Raw genomic sequence first — 14,977 nt, 5'->3', positions numbered from 1 at the left:
AGGAATGTAACAGCCGTGCCGGGTCAGCCCTGGTGGGCGGCGTCCGGCAGGGCGTTCTGGCGGATCACCTCCGCGTACCAGTGTGCGCTCGCCTTGGGGATGCGGCGCTGGGTGCCGTAGTCGACGTAGACGGCGCCGAAACGCTTCGAGTAGCCGTAGGACCACTCGAAGTTGTCCAGCAGGGACCACAGGAAGTAGCCGCGGACGTCCGCTCCGTCGGCGACGGCCTGCCGGACGGCGTCCAGGTGGGCGTGCAGGTAGGCGATCCGCTGCGGGTCGTTCACCCGGCCCTCGGGGGAGACGTAGTCGTCGAAGGCGGCGCCGTTCTCGGTGACCATCAGGGGCAGCCGGGGGTGCGAGGCGGCGAGGCCGGTCAGCAGGGTGTGCAGGCCGCTCGCGTCGATGGCCCAGTTCATCGCGGTGAGCTGGTCGTTGGCCAGGTGGAAGGCCACGTCGTCGGCGCCCGTCCACGGGGAGTGGTCGCTCGCGCCGTGCCCGTCGTCGCGGGTGCTCGCGTCGCCCTCGACGGCCGCGGAGACCACGGTCGGGGAGTAGTAGTTGACGCCCAGCAGGTCGATGGGGCGGGAGATGTCGGTGAGGTCGCCGTCGTGGATCAGCTCCGCCCAGTCGACGAGGTGCGCGGTGTCGGCGAGCAGGTCCTCGGGGTAGGCGCCGTCCAGGATCGGGCCGGTGAAGATCCGGTTGCCGACCGCGTCGATACGGCGGGCCGCCTCGGCGTCCGCGGCGCTGTCGGTCAGCGGGCGCACCTGGTGCAGGTTGAGGGTGAGGGAGGTCTGCGCGGTCGCGGGGAGGTTGTCCCGCAGCGCCCCGACCGCCCGGCCGTGGGCCAGGTTCAGGTGGTGCGCGGCGCGCAGGGTGGCCGCCGGGTCGGTACGGCCGGGGGCGTGCACGCCGGAGCCGTAGCCCAGGAAGGCGCTGCACCAGGGCTCGTTGAGGGTGGTCCACACGCCGACGCGGTCGCCCAGGGCACGGGCCATGATCTCGGCGTAGTCGGCGAAGCGGTACGCGGTGTCGCGCTGCGGCCAGCCGCCCGCGTCCTCCAGTTCCTGGGGCAGGTCCCAGTGGTAGAGGGTGACGACCGGGGTGATACCGGCGGTGAGGAGTTCGTCGGTGAGCCGCCGGTAGAAGTCCAGCCCGCGCTCGACGGCGGGTCCGCGGCCGGTGGGCTGCACCCGGGACCAGGAGACGGAGAACCGGTAGGCCTTGAGGCCGAGGTCCTTCATCAGGGCCACGTCGTCCCTGTAGCGGTGGTAGTGGTCGGCGGCGATGTCACCGGTGTCGCCGTTGCGGACCTTCCCGGGGGTGTGGCTGAAGGTGTCCCAGATGGACGGGGTGCGGCCGTCCTCGGCGGCGGCCCCCTCCACCTGGTACGCGGCGGTGGCGGCCCCCCAGACGAAGCCCGGCGGGAAGGAGGTGTGGGAGGCCGACTGGGCGGTGGCCTCGGTTCGTACGGCGGTCATGGTGAGAGCGCTCCCGAAGTGGCGTGGGAAAGGGGCAAGGGAGTCGGACAGGGTTGTGCTCTGGGGGATGGCGGGGGTCGCGGGGATGGCGGGATGGCACGGCCACGGCCCGGGGTCAGCCCTTGACGGCGCCCGCCATGATTCCTCCGACGATCTGCTTGCCGAAGATCACGAAGACCAGCAGCAGCGGGAGGGTGCTGATCAGCGCGCCGGCCATGACGATGCTCTGGTCGGGGGTGTAGGAGGCGCTGAGCTGGCCGAGGGCGACCTGGAGGGTGGGGTTGTCCTGGTTCAGGGCGAGGAAGGGCCAGAAGAAGTCGTTCCACGCCTGGACGAAGGTGAGCATGCCCAGCACCATCATCGCGGGCCGGGCGGCGGGCAGCACCACGTTCCACACGATGCGGATGTTGGTCGCGCCGTCCACCTTGGCCGCCTCGATGAGTTCGTAGGGCAGGGCCTCCAGCAGGTACTGGCGCATGAAGAAGACGCCGAAGGCGCCGACCAGAGTCGGGAAGATCACCGACTCCAGCTTTCCGCCCCAGCCGATGTCGGCCATCATCATGAACAGCGGTACGACGCTGAGCTGCGGCGGGATCGTCAGGGTGGCGATGACGGCGGTCATCAGGGCGCCCCGGCCGCGGAACCGCATCTTGGCGAAGGCGTAGCCGGCCAGGGTGCAGAAGAACAGGGTGGCCGCGGTGATGCAGCCCGACACGATCACGCTGTTGATGATGGCCTTGCCCAGGTTGGCCTGGTCCCAGGCGGTCTGGAGGTTGCTCCACAGCCTGCCGCCCGGCAGCAGCGGGGGCGGGCTGTCGAGGACCCGCTGCTGGTCGTGCGAGGCGGCCACCAGCGTCCAGTACAGCGGGAAGACGGAGCCGAGGCCGACGACGACCAGGGCGAGGTAGGTGAGGGGGCCGCCCTTGAGCTGCTGTCCGGCGCCGAGCTTGAGCCGTACGCGGTTCCTCGACGGGGCGGCGGCCGGCGGCAGCGGGTCGAGGCCCGGCGCGGTGTTGGTGGGGCTGGTCGTGGTCATCGATATCGCTCCCGTCAGGCCGCGCTCTTGCGCAGGAACCGGCCGACGATCAGGTTGATCAGGGCGATGAGCAGCAGCAGGGCGAGCATCGCCCAGGCGACCGCCGCGGCCGGACCGAGATGCCCCAGCTTCCAGCCGTAGTTGTAGAGGTAGATGCTGAGGGTTTCGTACTGGTGCTCGTTGCCGCCGGTGGAGCCGAGCGTGCCGCCCTGGAGCAGCAGCGGCTCACCGAACAGCTGCATGGAGCCGATCGTCGAGATGACGATGGTGAACAGGATGGTCGGCCGCAGCGAGGGGATGGTCACCTTCCGGAACTGCTGCCAGCGGGTCGCCCCGTCGATGGACGCGGCCTCGTACAGGTCGGTGGGCACCGCCTGCATGGCGGCCAGGTAGATCAGCGCGTTGTAGCCGGTCCAGCGCCAGATCACGATGACCGAGATGGCGATCTTCGAGGTCCACTCGCCGTTGCCCCAGTCGGTGTTGCCGATGCCGACGAAGTGCAGCACCCAGTTGAGGATGCCGCCGTCGGCGCGGAACACCAGGGCGAAGACCAGGGCCGCGGTCGCCACCGAGGTGGCGTACGGGGTGAGGACGACCGTCCGCCAGAACGTGCTGGCGCGCAGCTTGTAGTTGAGCAGGTGGGCGAGGCCGAGGGCCACGAGCAGCTGCGGGACGGTCGAGATGACGCCGATCAGGAAGGTGTTGGAGACGGCCGTCCAGAACTCCGAGTCCTGGAGGATCTTGGTGAAGTTGTCGAAGCCGACCCACTCCGACGTGCTGAGGCTCGTCATCTCCACCCGGTGCAGGGCGATCCACCCGGTGTAGATGAGCGGGTAGAGCCCGAAGGCACCGAAGATGAGGAAGAACGGGGCGATGTACGCGTACGGGGACGCGAGGTCGTCGAAGCGCCACAGCCGGCTGCGCCAGGCGCCGCGTCCGTTCGGCGCGGTACCGGAGCCGCCGGCGGGCGGGGTGGGGGCACCCCGTGTGGGTGTTGTCGTTGCCACGGGGGATTTCCTTCCTGGGGGTTCGGCCGGGGAACGGGGCGGGACGGGGCCGGTGGGACGAGGCCGGGCGGGACCGGGCGGGGCGACGGTGTCGGGGCCGCCGCGGCGGGAGCACCGCGCGTCGGTGTCCGGCACGTCCTACCCACGTGCCGGACACCGCGGTGCGGACCGCCGCCCGTACCGACGGGTCCTGGTACGGAGGTCCCGTCCGCCGGTCCGGGTGACGGCGTTCGGGGCGGCGGCCGCTCCGGTCGCGGCAGCGACCGCACGGCCCCGGACGCCACAGCGCGGTGCGGGCGGCCGGTGGGCCGCCCGCACCGCGGGTCGTCAGCCGATCACCTTGTCGATCGCGTCGGTCGCGGCCTTCCACGCGTCGGCGGGCTTGGTGCCCCGCTGCTCCATGTTGTTGATCTGCGTGGAGATCGTGTCCTTGATCGTCGCGTCCTTCGGGCCGAGCACCGCCTCGGGGATGGACTTGGCCTCGTCGGCGTAGATCTGGCCGATCGGCGCGTTGTTGAAGTACGGCAGCGTCGCGTTCTTCACGCTGGCGAGTTCATAGGCGCCCTTGTTCGACGGGAAGACGCCGATCGCCTTGAACACCTCGGCCTGCTGCTCCGGCGCGGTCAGCCACTTGACCAGCTCGGCGGCCTCCTTGGTGTGCTTGCCGCTCTTGGGCACGGCCAGGAAGGAGCCGCCCCAGTTGGCGGCGGTCGTACCGGGTGCCTTGGCGATGTCCCACTTGCCCTTGAAGGCGTCACCGGAGTTGGTGGAGATCTGGCCGGCCATCCAGGCGGGGCAGGCCACGGTGGCCACGCTGCCCTTGCGCAGCGCCGCCGTCCAGGCGTCGGTGAACTGCGCGAGGCCCTGGGTCAGCTTCTTCGACGCGGCCTCGGCGGCCAGGTTCCAGCCCTGCTGCACGGAGGGGCTGTTCTTGTAGATCGCCTTGCCGTCGGCGTCGTAGTACTGCTGTGCGGAGGAGCTGACCACCGCGTTGTACATGGCGCTCGCGGAGTCCATGAAGTAGGTCCCGGACGGGGCCTTCTTCTTGTACTGCTCGCCGAGCTTGAGGTAGTCCTCCCAGCCGCCCGCGACGGCCTTGGCGACGGCGTCACGGTCGGTGGGCAGGCCCGCCTGCTGGAAGAGGTCCCGGCGGTAGCACAGGGACATCGGGCCGATGTCGGTGCCGGCGCCTATGACCGTGCCGTCCTTGGCGGTGGCCTGCTTCTCCTTCCAGGAGACCCAGTCGTTCACGTCGATCGTCTTGCTCAGGTCGGTGAACTTGGCCGCCTGGGTGTCGACGACCTCCTTGATGCGCCCCACCTCGATGCCCGTGACGTCCGCCAGGCCACTGCCCGTGTTCAGCTGCTGAAGGAGCTTGGGGTAGTAGTCCTGCTCGTTCGCGGTGGTCTCTTCCTTCACCGTGATGTTCGGGTGCAGCTTGTGGTACTTCGCGAACAGGTCGGCTTCCTTGTAGCCGAACTGGCCGAAGTCGGCCACCTTGAGAGTGATGTTCCCGTTGGAGTCCGAGCTGTCCGAGTTGCTGTCGCTGCTGCAACCGGTCAGCAGCAGGGCCGAGGCGGTCAGAACCGTGGTGGTCAGGGCCGCAGCTCTGCGGCCGCGACCGCCGGGACGGGTGATGCGCATTCCACTACTCCTTGTTCCAGTGGGGAACGGGATCTCAGGAAGCAGACCGCCGGGGTCCGACGGTCCGGACCTGCCCTCTCGGTGCGAGCAGCGGCCGGCCCACAGCACTCGGTGTGCGGTGAAAAGGTGCTGGTCAACGGGGTGCGGTGACAACAGAGGGAAGGACCATGGGGTGGTTCGGTGCACACGGGAGGCGTTCCCCCGACTACCCGTGGGACCGCTCCCACGCGGCATGCCGGAAGACTGGTTCCTGCCGGGCCAGCTGTCAAGACTTGAAAACGGCGTTGTTGCCCAAGCGTGTTCCGTACGTCACGGGAATGTGTCGCCCCGCCGGGTTTCACCGGCCGGACACCGGCTCGTCTCGTCCTGGAATCACGCAGGTCACGGGCGCGCCGATCCCAGGGGTCACAGGGGTTGCAGGTCGGGAGGGGGTGGCGGCGGGGATTTCCGCGACGGGACGCGGGGGGCCGGGAAGGGCCGCCGGAAGGTGAACGAAGAGCTTCACGGGGGTGGCTGCCGCCGGGTATCCGGGGGGGGCGCGGGCCTGGCTCCCGCCGGTGCCCCTGCCGGCAAAGGCCCCTCCGGGGCGCCGGCAACCCGCCTGCCGCAACGCGAGCGTTCCCGGCCGCGGGCCCGCCGCGGCTCGGCGCACAGTTCCCGCGCCCCCCTGCGGTTGCCCCGACCCGCCCCCGAAGCCCGGGCGCCGCCGCCCCGGCAACCCGCCTGCCGCGACGCGAGCACTCCCGGCCGCGGGCCCGCCGCGGCTCGGCGCGCAGTTCCCCGCGCCCCCCTGCGGTTGCCCGGAACCGCCCTGTGGTTGTTCGGTGGGTGGGGTTTGTCGTGGGAGCGCTCCCATGCATAATGGGGGCCACATCGACCCATGGGAGCGCTTCCATGCCCGAACCGCTGACCGTGACCTTTCCTCCGGCCTTCCTCTGGGGCGCCGCGACCTCCGCCTACCAGATCGAGGGGGCGGTGCGGGAGGACGGCCGCACCCCCTCGATCTGGGACACCTTCAGCCATACGCCGGGCAAGACGGCCGGTGGCGACACCGGCGACGTCGCTGTCGACCACTACCACCGCTACCGCGACGACGTGGCGCTGATGGCGGACCTCGGCCTGACCGCGTACCGGTTCTCGGTCTCCTGGTCGCGGGTCCAGCCGACCGGGCGGGGCCCGGCGGTCCAGGTGGGCCTGGACTTCTACCGCAGGCTGGTGGACGAGCTGCTGGCGAAGGGCATCAAGCCCGCCGTCACCCTCTACCACTGGGACCTGCCGCAGGAGCTGGAGGACGCGGGCGGCTGGCCGGAGCGGGACACGGCCCACCGGTTCGCCGAGTACGCGGGGATCGTCGGTGAGGCGCTCGGCGACCGCGTCGACCAGTGGATCACCCTCAACGAGCCCTGGTGCAGCGCCTTCCTGGGCTACGGCTCCGGCGTGCACGCCCCCGGCCGTACCGACCCGGCGGCCACCCTGCGCGCCGCCCACCACCTGAACCTGGCGCACGGCCTGGCCACTTCGGCGCTGCGTTCGGTGCTGCCGGGCCGCCACCAGGTGGCGATCAGCCTCAACTCCTCGGTGGTGCGGCCGCTGTCGCAGGACCCGGCGGACCTGGCGGCCGTCCGGAAGATCGACGACCTGGCCAACGGGGTGTTCCACGGCCCGATCCTGCACGGCGCGTACCCGGAGTCCCTGTTCGAGGCCACGGCGTCCGTGACGGACTGGTCGTACGTCCTGGACGGCGACCTGGCCACCGTCCACCAGCCGCTGGACGCCCTCGGGCTGAACTACTACACGCCCGCCCTGGTGTCCGCGGGCGCCGGCGAGGCGGGCGGCCCGCGCGCGGACGGACACGGTGGCGGCGACCACTCGCCCTGGCCGGGCGCCGAGGACGTGACGTTCCACCAGACCCCGGGCGAGCGCACCGAGATGGGCTGGACGATCGACCCGACGGGCCTGCACGAGCTGATCATGCGCTACTCCCGGGAGGCCCCGGGGCTGCCTCTGTACATCACCGAGAACGGCGCGGCCTACGACGACAAGCCCGACCCGGACGGCACCGTCCACGACCCCGAGCGCATCGCCTACCTGCACGGCCACCTCTCGGCGGTGCGCCGCGCCATCAGCGACGGCGCGGACGTGCGCGGCTACTACCTGTGGTCCCTGATGGACAACTTCGAGTGGGCGTACGGCTACGGCAAGCGGTTCGGCGCGGTGTACGTCGACTACGCGACCCTCGCCCGCACCCCGAAGGCCAGCGCGCACTGGTACGCGCAGGCGGCCCGCACGGGCACCCTGCCGCCGGCCCGGGCGGCGGCGGTCTGAGCCGAGGGGGCGCGGCCCTTGGGGGGTGCCGCGCCCCCTCCTCCCTCCCCTCATGTGCCGGCCCCACCGCCACCGGCGGGGGCGCGTCAGCCGAACGTCCTGAAGGCGTTCGAGAAGGCGAACGGGTTCTGGACGACCGAGCTGCAGGTGGCGTCCGCGGTGGGCTTGGCGCCGCCCGCGCACTGCTTGTCGCGGGTGGCCGACCACATCGACAGGCCGCCGAGGCCCTTGGACCTGGCGAAGTCCGCGAGCTGGGTGGCGTCGTCGACCTTGAACACCTCGGAGGAGACGTCGTTGACGCCGATCATCGGGGTGACCGCGACGGACTTCCAGGCGGCGGCGTCGGAGAGGCCGAGGACGCTCTTGATCTGAGCCTGGGTGGCGGTGGCGGCCTGGGTGGCGTAGGTGCCCATGTCGCCGTTGTAGGAGGCGCCGTAGTCCATCGCCATGATGTTGACGGTGCTGATCTTCACGCCGTTGGCCTTGGCGTCGGCGAGCAGGTTCACGCCGTCCTGGGTGAGGCCCTCGGGCATCACCGGGAGGGTGAAGGAGACGTTCAGGTCCGGGTGGCTCGCCTGGAGCCTGGCTATCGCCCTGGCCCGGTTGGTGTTCGCCGTGGCGTTGGGCAGCGCGCCGCCCTCCACGTCGAAGTCGACCTTGGTCAGCTTGTAGGCGTCCACGACCTTGCCGTACGCCGTCGCCAGCGCGTCCGCCGAGGAGCAGGTGGTGGCGAGTTCGGAGCCGGACGCGCCGCCGAAGGAGACCCGGACGTCTCCGCCCTTCGCGCGCAGCGCGCCGATCTGGGCGGCGACCCCGTCGCTGGACAGGTCCGACACCCCGCCCCACTTGGGGGTGCAGCCGCCGCCGTCGGTGATGAAGGCGAGGTTGTAGTTCTTCACTCCGGTCGCGTTCACCGCCGCGAGCAGGTCGAACGCCGGGTAGAGGGAGGTGTCCACGTAGGGCGCGAAGCCGGCGGAGGCGGTGGTGCCGGTTCCGGTGCCCGTTCCGGTGCTCTGGGTGGGGGTGGGGGTGGGGGTCGACGTGGGGGTCGGTGTGGGCGTGGGCGTGGGGGGCTGGGTCGGGCGGCCGCTGGGCTCCGGGGGCGTCGTGCCGCCCGCCGAACAGCTCGCGTCGTCGATGCGGCAGCCGGTCGGGTCCCCGCTGCCGGTGACGACGAATCCGACGGTGACCGACTTGCCGACCGCGAGGCCGTCCGTGTCCCACTTCGCCGGCTTCACGGTGACGTGCTGACCGCTCACCGTGGACTCGGCGTTCCACAGGGAGCTGAGCTTCGCGCCGGCCGGCAGGTCGAACTCCAGGGTCCAGTCCTTCTCCGTCGCACCGCTGTTGTTGGTGACGACGTACTGCGCGGTGTACCCCGTGGACCAGTCGCTGGTCCTCGTGTACGCGGCCCCTGCCCCGGCGGCCTGCGCGATGCCGCTGAACACGATCGCGCCGCCACCGACGACGGCCGCCGCGACCAGACCGCCGATCGCCTTGTTCCTGTTGCTGATCCTGCGCCGGTGCGTGCTCATGCGCGTGCCTGCCTTCGCCTGCCGAGAGGGGGTGGGATGCGGCAGCACGCTAGCGACCGGGAATCGGACAAACGGCTTGATAGGGATGGCTGTTCGGGATCTTAGGGCGCGCTTAAGGAAGGGATCGGGACCGATTAAAGGTCGAGACCAATGGTGCGCGTCCGGTGCCCGGCCCGGCGCCGGCGCACGCTCCCCCGATGCCCCGTGCGCTCCGGTTTCCGGCCGCCCAGCTGGATCCAGATCCGCACCTCGGTCCCGCCGAGCACCGACGAGCCGATCCGCACGTCGCCGCCCGTCGACTCGGCGAGCCGGCGCACGATGTCCAGCCCGAGCCCGGTCGAACCGGCCGCTCCGGACCCCCGGCCACGGGCCATCGCCGCCTCCGGGTCCCGGATGCCCTGACCGGCGTCGGAGACCAGCACGATGACCGCGTCGTCCGCGTTGTGCACGTCGACCGCGAAGGCGGTGCCCTCGGCGGTGTGCCGGAAGACGTTGCCGAGCAGCGCGTCCAGGGCGGCGGCCAGGTCCGCGCGGGCGACGGGTATGCGGACCGGCCGGTCCACGCCGGCCACCCGCCACTTGCGGCCCTCGTCCTCCGCGAGGGCCGACCAGAACCCCATCCGCTCCCGCACCACCTCGGCCGCGTCGCAGCCGGCGCCCGGCCCGACGGCCGCCGTCTGGGGCTTGGCCTCCCGGGCGGTACGGATGATGGTGTCGACCTCGCGCTCCAGCTGTGCGACGGCGGCCCGGGTCTGCTCGGCGGCGGTCCCGTCCCCGAGCGAGGCCGCGTTCAGCCGCAGCACGGTGAGCGGGGTGCGCAGCCGGTGCGACAGGTCGGCCGCCAGCTCCCGCTCGTTGGCCAGCAGTTGTACGACCTGGTCGGCCATGGAGTTGAAGGCGACCGCCGCCAGCCGCAGTTCGGTCGGACCCTCCTCGGGCACCCGCGCCCCCAGCCTGCCCTCCCCCAGTTCGTGCGCGCCCTCGACCAGCCGCTGGGCGGGCTGCACCATCCGCACGCCCAGCCGGTCGGCGACGGCGACGGAGCCGACGATCAGCGCCAGGCCGACGGCGCCGAGCACCGCCCAGGCCGCGAGGACGCCGTGGTTCACCTCGGACTCGGGGACGTACACCTCGACGACCGCGATGGCACCGGAGCCGAGCGCGACGGGCTGCAGCAGGGTCGATCCGCCGGCCACCCCCGTGGTGGAGGCCCGCCCCAGCTTCCGGACGGTGGCGATGTCCCCGTCGGCGGCGCGCTGCCGCCCGATGTCGACGGCCGCCTTGCCCCCGGCGGCGGGTATGTGCACGGCCATGCCCCGGTCGGCGCCCGCCGAGGCCACCACCCGCTCCAGCTTGTCCCGGTCGGTGGTGATGGACAGGGCGGGGGCGACGGCGGCGGCCTGTCGCTCGGCGTTGGAGAAGGCGCGGTCACGGGCCATCTCCTTGATGACCAGGCCGAGCGGGACCGCGAAGGCGACCACGACCATCGCGGTGACCGCCAGACAGACCTTGACCAGTGCCCATCTCATCCGACCGGCCTCACTTCCCCGCCCGGTGGCTCCAGCTTCACGCCGACCCCCCGAAGGGTGTGCAGATAGCGCGGCCGGGCCGCCGTCTCCCCCAGCTTCCGGCGCAGCCACGACAGGTGGACGTCGATCGTCTGGTCGTCCCCGTAGGACTGCTGCCACACCTCCGCGAGCAGTTCCCGGCGGGGCACGACGACCCCCGGCCGTCCCGCGAGGAACGCCAGCAGATCGAACTCCCGCCGGGTCAGATCGAGCCGTACGCCGTCCAACTCGGCCTGCCGGCGCAGCGGATCGACGGCCAGCCCGCCCACCCGCAGCACACTCGACGGCGGCGGCTCGCCCCCGCCGGACCGGGCCCGGCGCAGTACCGCCGCCATCCGCGCCGACAGGTGCTCGACGGAGAACGGCTTCGTCAGATAGTCGTCCGCGCCGGCGTTCAACAGCCGCACGATCTCCGCCTCGTCGTCCCGCGCGGTGGCGATGATCACCGGCACGTCCGTGATCCCGCGCAGCATCTTCAGGGCCTCGGAGCCGTCCAGGTCCGGCAGTCCGAGGTCCAGGACGACCACGTCGAAACGGAAATGGGCGACCTCGCGCAGCGCCTCCAGTGCCGTACCGACGCTGCGCACGGTGTGCGAGGCGTCGGTCAGCTGCCGGATGAGCGCCGAGCGTACGAACTGGTCGTCCTCGACCACGAGCACACTTGCCATGCGCCGCACCGTACGCCATGCGGCGGGACCCGGTCGGGGCCTGTGGACAACTCGGTGCGCGTGCGCACGGCGCTGCCGCTGGGGCAGTATGGCCCGCGATGCGCAGAGGACTCGTACACGTACTGGCCTGGCTGCTCGCCACGGGCGCGGCGGCCACGCTGTCGTGGTGGGGCGTGCACACGGTGCTGGCGGGCACGGCCTACGACCCGCCGCGCGCCCTGCCCGTGACGGCGACGGACGACGTCCCGACGACCCAGGGCGCCCGGCCGCCGACGGCACCGGCGTCCGGCCCGCCGTCGCGGACCGCGGCCCCGCCCCCGTCGGCGACACCCGCCCCGGCCCCCTCCCGCACCCCGGCGACGGCCCCGGGGCCGTCGGCCACCGCCACCGCGTCCGCCACCGCCTCCGGGCAGGTCAAGGCCTACGACACCGACGGCGGGCGGGCGGTCTTCGACCTGGGCGACGCCGACGCGACCCTGGTCTCGGCGACGCCGGGCACGGGCTGGTCGATGCAGGTGTGGAAGACGGAGACCTGGATCCGCGTCGAGTTCAGCAGGAGCACGGACCGGGTGACGGTCTTCTGCACCTGGCACGACGGCCCACCGCAGGTGCAGGTGGAGACGTACTGACCCGCGGACTCACCGGAAGACCGAGGGCGGCGGAGCGGGCGACGCCACGGCCGCCGCATCGGTCACGGCCACCGCACCGCCGGTGAAGTCCCGCAGGGTCCGGCCGTGTTCGAGCCGCCCCGGGTGCGGATCGGACGCACAGCGCCGGGTCAGCTCGGCGACGGGCAGCTGCGTGTCGGCCGCCACCAGCACCGCGTTGCCGAACCGTTTCCCCCGCCAGAGCGCCGCATCCGCGACCACCGCGACCTCCGTGAACCGCGCCGCCGCGGTGGCGATCTGTCCCCTCAGGTGGGCGAGCGGCGGCCCGTCCGCGAGGTTGGCCGCGTAGGCACCCCCCGGCCTCAGCACCCTGCGCACCTCGTCCAGGAACTCGGTGGACGTCAGATGCGCCGGGGTGCGCGCCCCGCTGAACACGTCCGCGAGGACCAGGTCCGCCCACGCCTCCGGGATCTTCCCGAGCCCCTCCCTGGCGTCCAGGGACCGCACCCGGATCCGGGCGGCCGGATCCGGCGGCAGCTCGCGGCGCACCAGCCGGACCAGGGCCGCGTCCCGCTCCACCACCTGCTGCGTGGAGCGGGGCCGGGTCGCCGCGACGTACCGCGCCAGCGTGAACGCCCCGCCGCCGAGGTGCACCACCTGCACCGGCCTGCCCGGCGGTGCGACGAGGTCGATGACGTGGCCGAGGCGGCGCTGGTACTCGAAGGAGAGGTACGCCGGGTCGTCGAGGTCGACGTGGGACTGCGGGGCGCCGTCGATGAGCAGGGTCCAGGCGCGGCCGCGGTCGGGGTCGGGTACGAGCTGCGCGAGGCCGCCGTCGACGGCCTCGACCACCGCTTCGGCGGCGGCCGGCCGGCGCCGGGTGTTCCTGGACTTGCCCATCGGGCCATTCTCCCAGGCGGCGACCGCCGGGGAAATCCAGGCGGCCACGGTGGCGGTCAGCGGCAGCTGTCCGCGGCCCTGATCAGTCGCGCCGCTTCCCAGAGCGCCCGGCGCAGCACCGCCGGGTCGGTCGCCGGGTCGGCCTCGCCGGGCGGCAGCAGCCAGTCGGAACCCTCGACCGGCGGTTGCGGATTGAGTCGCAGCCCGCGCCCGTCGGTGCCGGTGCAGGTGCTGCCGGGGACGTCCCAGCCCGCCGCCGTGCCGGCCGGCACCACGAAGCCGAGCGTGCCGCCCCCGTCGTGGTGGAGTACCGGCCCCACCGCCTCTCCGGCTCCCCGGCGCAGGATGTCGACGGCCTCCAGGCCCTGCCGGGCCGGCACCGTCACGAGGTCGCATCCCGCATCGTCTGCCGCCGGAGCCTCCGGCGGCGTACAAGGATCGTTGCTCTGGCTGGTCTCCATCCCGGCCTCCACCGCGCAGCCCTCTTGCAGTCCATGGGGTCCAACGCGCCACCGCGTCAACGGCTACGGCGGAAGTCAGCCGCAAAGGATGGCAGTTCATGGCAGATCGTGGATGAGATATCCGGTTTGTAGCTAAACACTGCGTCACGGGTCCGACACAGCAGGTACGTTCTTGCCCGCCGGAATCAAGGGTCCACTCGGACAACTCACCACGAGTCCGGCATGGTTCGACGGTTCGCACGAGAGGACCCGGCCATGGCGTCGTCCACCACGACCTCGTCGCAGCCCGATCGGCCGGCACGGCCGAACCTCGCCTTCCGGCAGCTGCGCGGCCGGCACTCGCCGGCCGAGTTCGCCGCGCTGGTACGGCGTGCCGCCCGCGAGATCGGCGAGCGGGTGAGCTGTGACGCGCGCTACATCGGCCGGGTCGAGGCGGGTGAGATCCGCTGCCCGAACTACGCGTACGAACGGGTGTTCCTCCATATGTTCCCCGGCCGCACGCTGGCCGACCTCGGTTTCGCGGCCCGCTCGTCCGTTCGCGGACGCGCGGCGCGGATCCCGGAGGACGTGCCCCACGCGTCGCTTCCCCGCACCGGGACTGAGACGCCGAGGGGCGCCGAGCCGTATGACCCGCAAAACCCGCACCGCCCGCATGAACCGCCTGAGACGCGGAACCCGCAGGACCCGTTCGAGACGCACGACAACTACGAGGAGAGCGACGTGCTGCGTCGCCTATTCATGACCGGCGGGGGCGCCACGGTGGCCGCCACCGCGCTGGGCCCCCTGGGCTTCACCATCGACGCGGTGGCGGCGGACCGGCCGGTGCGCCGTGCCGGGACCGCGCACGCGACCGCCCTGGAGGAGGCCGTACGCCGGATCCGGCTGCTGGACGACCGGCACGGCGCTGACGGGCTGTACCGGCGCGCGGCGGCTCCGCTGCGCGCGGCCTACGCGCTCCTTGACGCCGGCGCGACCCGGCAGACGACCGCCGAGCGGCTGCACTCGGGCGCCGGTGAACTGGCCATCTCCGTCGGATGGCTGGCACACGACTCCGGCCGCTTCGACGACGCCCGCTCGCACTACGCCGAGGCGCTGGCGACCGCGCGGATGACCGGGGACCCCGGCCTGGAGGCGCATGCCTTCTGCAACACGGCGTTCCTGGCACGGGACGCCGGGCGGCCCAGGGAGGCGGTGCGGGCGGCCCAGGCCGCGCAGCGCGTCGCGCGCCCGCTGGGCTCGGCCCGCCTGATGTCCCTGCTCGCGCTGCGCGAGGCGGGCGGCTGGGCGGGGCTCGCCGACCGCACCGGCTGCGAGCAGGCGCTGGCCCGTGCGCAGGCCCTCTTCGAGCGGGGCCACTCGGACGCCGATCCCGAGTGGATGAGCTTCTACGGAGAGGCCGAACTGGAGGGGCTGGAGGCGCAGTGCTGGTCGACGCTGGGCGACTGGCGCAGGGCCGCGCGGCACGCGCGCCGGGCGGCCGAGCTGCAGGACCCGCACTTCACCAGGAACATCGCCCTGTACACGGCGGAACTGGCCGACGACCTCGCGCGCGGCGGGCGCCCCGACGAGGCGGCGACGGCGGGGATGCGGGTCCTGGAGCTGCTGGACCAGGTCCAGTCGTCGCGGATCCAGGGGATGCTGGCGGGGACGGCGCGGGTGCTGCTGCCGCATCGGCGGGCGAGCGGCGTCCAGGAGTTCCTGGACCGGCACGCTTCGACACCCAGGGTGGTGTAGAGCGACCCCG

Annotated in this window: 12 protein-coding genes; 3 read left to right on the top strand and 9 right to left on the bottom strand. The window is 72.4% G+C overall.

The genetic code is table 11. The features are described from left to right. Positions 1 to 23: 23 nt before the first annotated feature. The 4 genes from ACZ3KP_RS31875 to ACZ3KP_RS31860 all read right to left on the bottom strand — a co-directional run bounded on the left by ACZ3KP_RS31875 (position 24) and on the right by ACZ3KP_RS31860 (position 5,168). On the bottom strand, positions 24 to 1,481 hold the full coding sequence (locus tag ACZ3KP_RS31875; RefSeq protein ID WP_467503668.1) for a GH1 family beta-glucosidase: 1,458 nt from the start codon (positions 1,479 to 1,481) through the stop codon (positions 24 to 26). 115 nt (positions 1,482 to 1,596) lie between these two features. Next, positions 1,597 to 2,517: a carbohydrate ABC transporter permease gene (locus ACZ3KP_RS31870; RefSeq protein WP_358988086.1), complete on the bottom strand. Its 921-nt coding sequence runs from the start codon at positions 2,515 to 2,517 to the stop codon at positions 1,597 to 1,599. Positions 2,518 to 2,531: 14 nt separating this feature from the next. Further along, positions 2,532 to 3,524 carry a carbohydrate ABC transporter permease gene (locus ACZ3KP_RS31865; protein WP_360565751.1) on the bottom strand — a complete coding sequence of 331 codons (993 nt, stop codon included), beginning with the start codon at positions 3,522 to 3,524 and terminating at the stop codon, positions 2,532 to 2,534. 327 nt (positions 3,525 to 3,851) lie between these two features. Continuing rightward, positions 3,852 to 5,168 carry an ABC transporter substrate-binding protein gene (locus tag ACZ3KP_RS31860; RefSeq protein ID WP_467503666.1) on the bottom strand — a complete coding sequence of 439 codons (1,317 nt, stop codon included), beginning with the start codon at positions 5,166 to 5,168 and terminating at the stop codon, positions 3,852 to 3,854. Between the two features lie 894 nt (positions 5,169 to 6,062). Here ACZ3KP_RS31860 and ACZ3KP_RS31855 point away from each other — a divergent pair. Further along, positions 6,063 to 7,493: a GH1 family beta-glucosidase gene (locus ACZ3KP_RS31855; protein WP_467503665.1), complete on the top strand. Its 1,431-nt coding sequence runs from the start codon at positions 6,063 to 6,065 to the stop codon at positions 7,491 to 7,493. An 86-nt stretch (positions 7,494 to 7,579) separates the two neighbouring features. On the opposite strand, the gene ACZ3KP_RS31850 is transcribed toward ACZ3KP_RS31855, so the two are convergent. From ACZ3KP_RS31850 to ACZ3KP_RS31840, 3 genes are all read right to left on the bottom strand, one after another. Continuing rightward, entirely contained in the window at positions 7,580 to 9,028 is a 1,449-nt protein-coding gene (locus tag ACZ3KP_RS31850; RefSeq protein WP_467503663.1) for a glycoside hydrolase family 18 protein, read from the bottom strand. Between the two features lie 134 nt (positions 9,029 to 9,162). After that, a complete protein-coding gene (locus tag ACZ3KP_RS31845) occupies positions 9,163 to 10,557 on the bottom strand; it encodes a sensor histidine kinase (protein WP_467503661.1) in 1,395 nt (464 codons plus the stop codon). Then, positions 10,554 to 11,264: a response regulator transcription factor gene (locus tag ACZ3KP_RS31840; RefSeq protein WP_467503660.1), complete on the bottom strand. Its 711-nt coding sequence runs from the start codon at positions 11,262 to 11,264 to the stop codon at positions 10,554 to 10,556. Before ACZ3KP_RS31840 ends, ACZ3KP_RS31845 begins: the two co-directional genes overlap by 4 nt. Positions 11,265 to 11,362: 98 nt before the next feature. On the opposite strand from ACZ3KP_RS31840, the gene ACZ3KP_RS31835 reads away from it, so the two are divergent. Further along, positions 11,363 to 11,893: a hypothetical protein gene (locus ACZ3KP_RS31835; protein ID WP_467503659.1), complete on the top strand. Its 531-nt coding sequence runs from the start codon at positions 11,363 to 11,365 to the stop codon at positions 11,891 to 11,893. Between the two features lie 9 nt (positions 11,894 to 11,902). On the opposite strand, the gene ACZ3KP_RS31830 is transcribed toward ACZ3KP_RS31835, so the two are convergent. Beyond that, a complete protein-coding gene (locus ACZ3KP_RS31830; RefSeq protein WP_467503657.1) occupies positions 11,903 to 12,772 on the bottom strand; it encodes a spermidine synthase in 870 nt (289 codons plus the stop codon). 56 nt (positions 12,773 to 12,828) lie between these two features. Beyond that, positions 12,829 to 13,233, bottom strand: coding sequence for a hypothetical protein (locus tag ACZ3KP_RS31825; protein ID WP_467503655.1), 405 nt, complete (start codon positions 13,231 to 13,233; stop codon positions 12,829 to 12,831). 255 nt (positions 13,234 to 13,488) lie between these two features. Between ACZ3KP_RS31825 and ACZ3KP_RS31820 the strand changes: the two genes are divergently transcribed. After that, positions 13,489 to 14,967, top strand: a complete 1,479-nt coding sequence (locus tag ACZ3KP_RS31820; protein WP_467503653.1) for a hypothetical protein — start codon at positions 13,489 to 13,491, stop codon at positions 14,965 to 14,967. Positions 14,968 to 14,977: the final 10 nt, after the last annotated feature.

The organism is Streptomyces sp. NPDC020958, from assembly GCF_055562175.1.
This window is presented reverse-complemented; position numbering and strand designations above follow the sequence as displayed.

Bases quoted from the DNA above. Each gene is read 5' to 3' on its own strand.
- ACZ3KP_RS31875 (WP_467503668.1), bottom strand. From the start codon at position 1,481: ATGACCGCCGTACGAACCGAGGCCACCGCCCAGTCGGCCTCCCACACC.
- ACZ3KP_RS31870 (WP_358988086.1), bottom strand. From the start codon at position 2,517: ATGACCACGACCAGCCCCACCAACACCGCGCCGGGCCTCGACCCGCTG.
- ACZ3KP_RS31860 (WP_467503666.1), bottom strand. From the start codon at position 5,168: ATGCGCATCACCCGTCCCGGCGGTCGCGGCCGCAGAGCTGCGGCCCTG.
- ACZ3KP_RS31855 (WP_467503665.1), top strand. From the start codon at position 6,063: ATGCCCGAACCGCTGACCGTGACCTTTCCTCCGGCCTTCCTCTGGGGC.
- ACZ3KP_RS31850 (WP_467503663.1), bottom strand. From the start codon at position 9,028: ATGAGCACGCACCGGCGCAGGATCAGCAACAGGAACAAGGCGATCGGC.
- ACZ3KP_RS31845 (WP_467503661.1), bottom strand. From the start codon at position 10,557: ATGAGATGGGCACTGGTCAAGGTCTGTCTGGCGGTCACCGCGATGGTC.
- ACZ3KP_RS31840 (WP_467503660.1), bottom strand. From the start codon at position 11,264: ATGGCAAGTGTGCTCGTGGTCGAGGACGACCAGTTCGTACGCTCGGCG.
- ACZ3KP_RS31835 (WP_467503659.1), top strand. From the start codon at position 11,363: ATGCGCAGAGGACTCGTACACGTACTGGCCTGGCTGCTCGCCACGGGC.
- ACZ3KP_RS31830 (WP_467503657.1), bottom strand. From the start codon at position 12,772: ATGGGCAAGTCCAGGAACACCCGGCGCCGGCCGGCCGCCGCCGAAGCG.
- ACZ3KP_RS31825 (WP_467503655.1), bottom strand. From the start codon at position 13,233: ATGGAGACCAGCCAGAGCAACGATCCTTGTACGCCGCCGGAGGCTCCG.
- ACZ3KP_RS31820 (WP_467503653.1), top strand. From the start codon at position 13,489: ATGGCGTCGTCCACCACGACCTCGTCGCAGCCCGATCGGCCGGCACGG.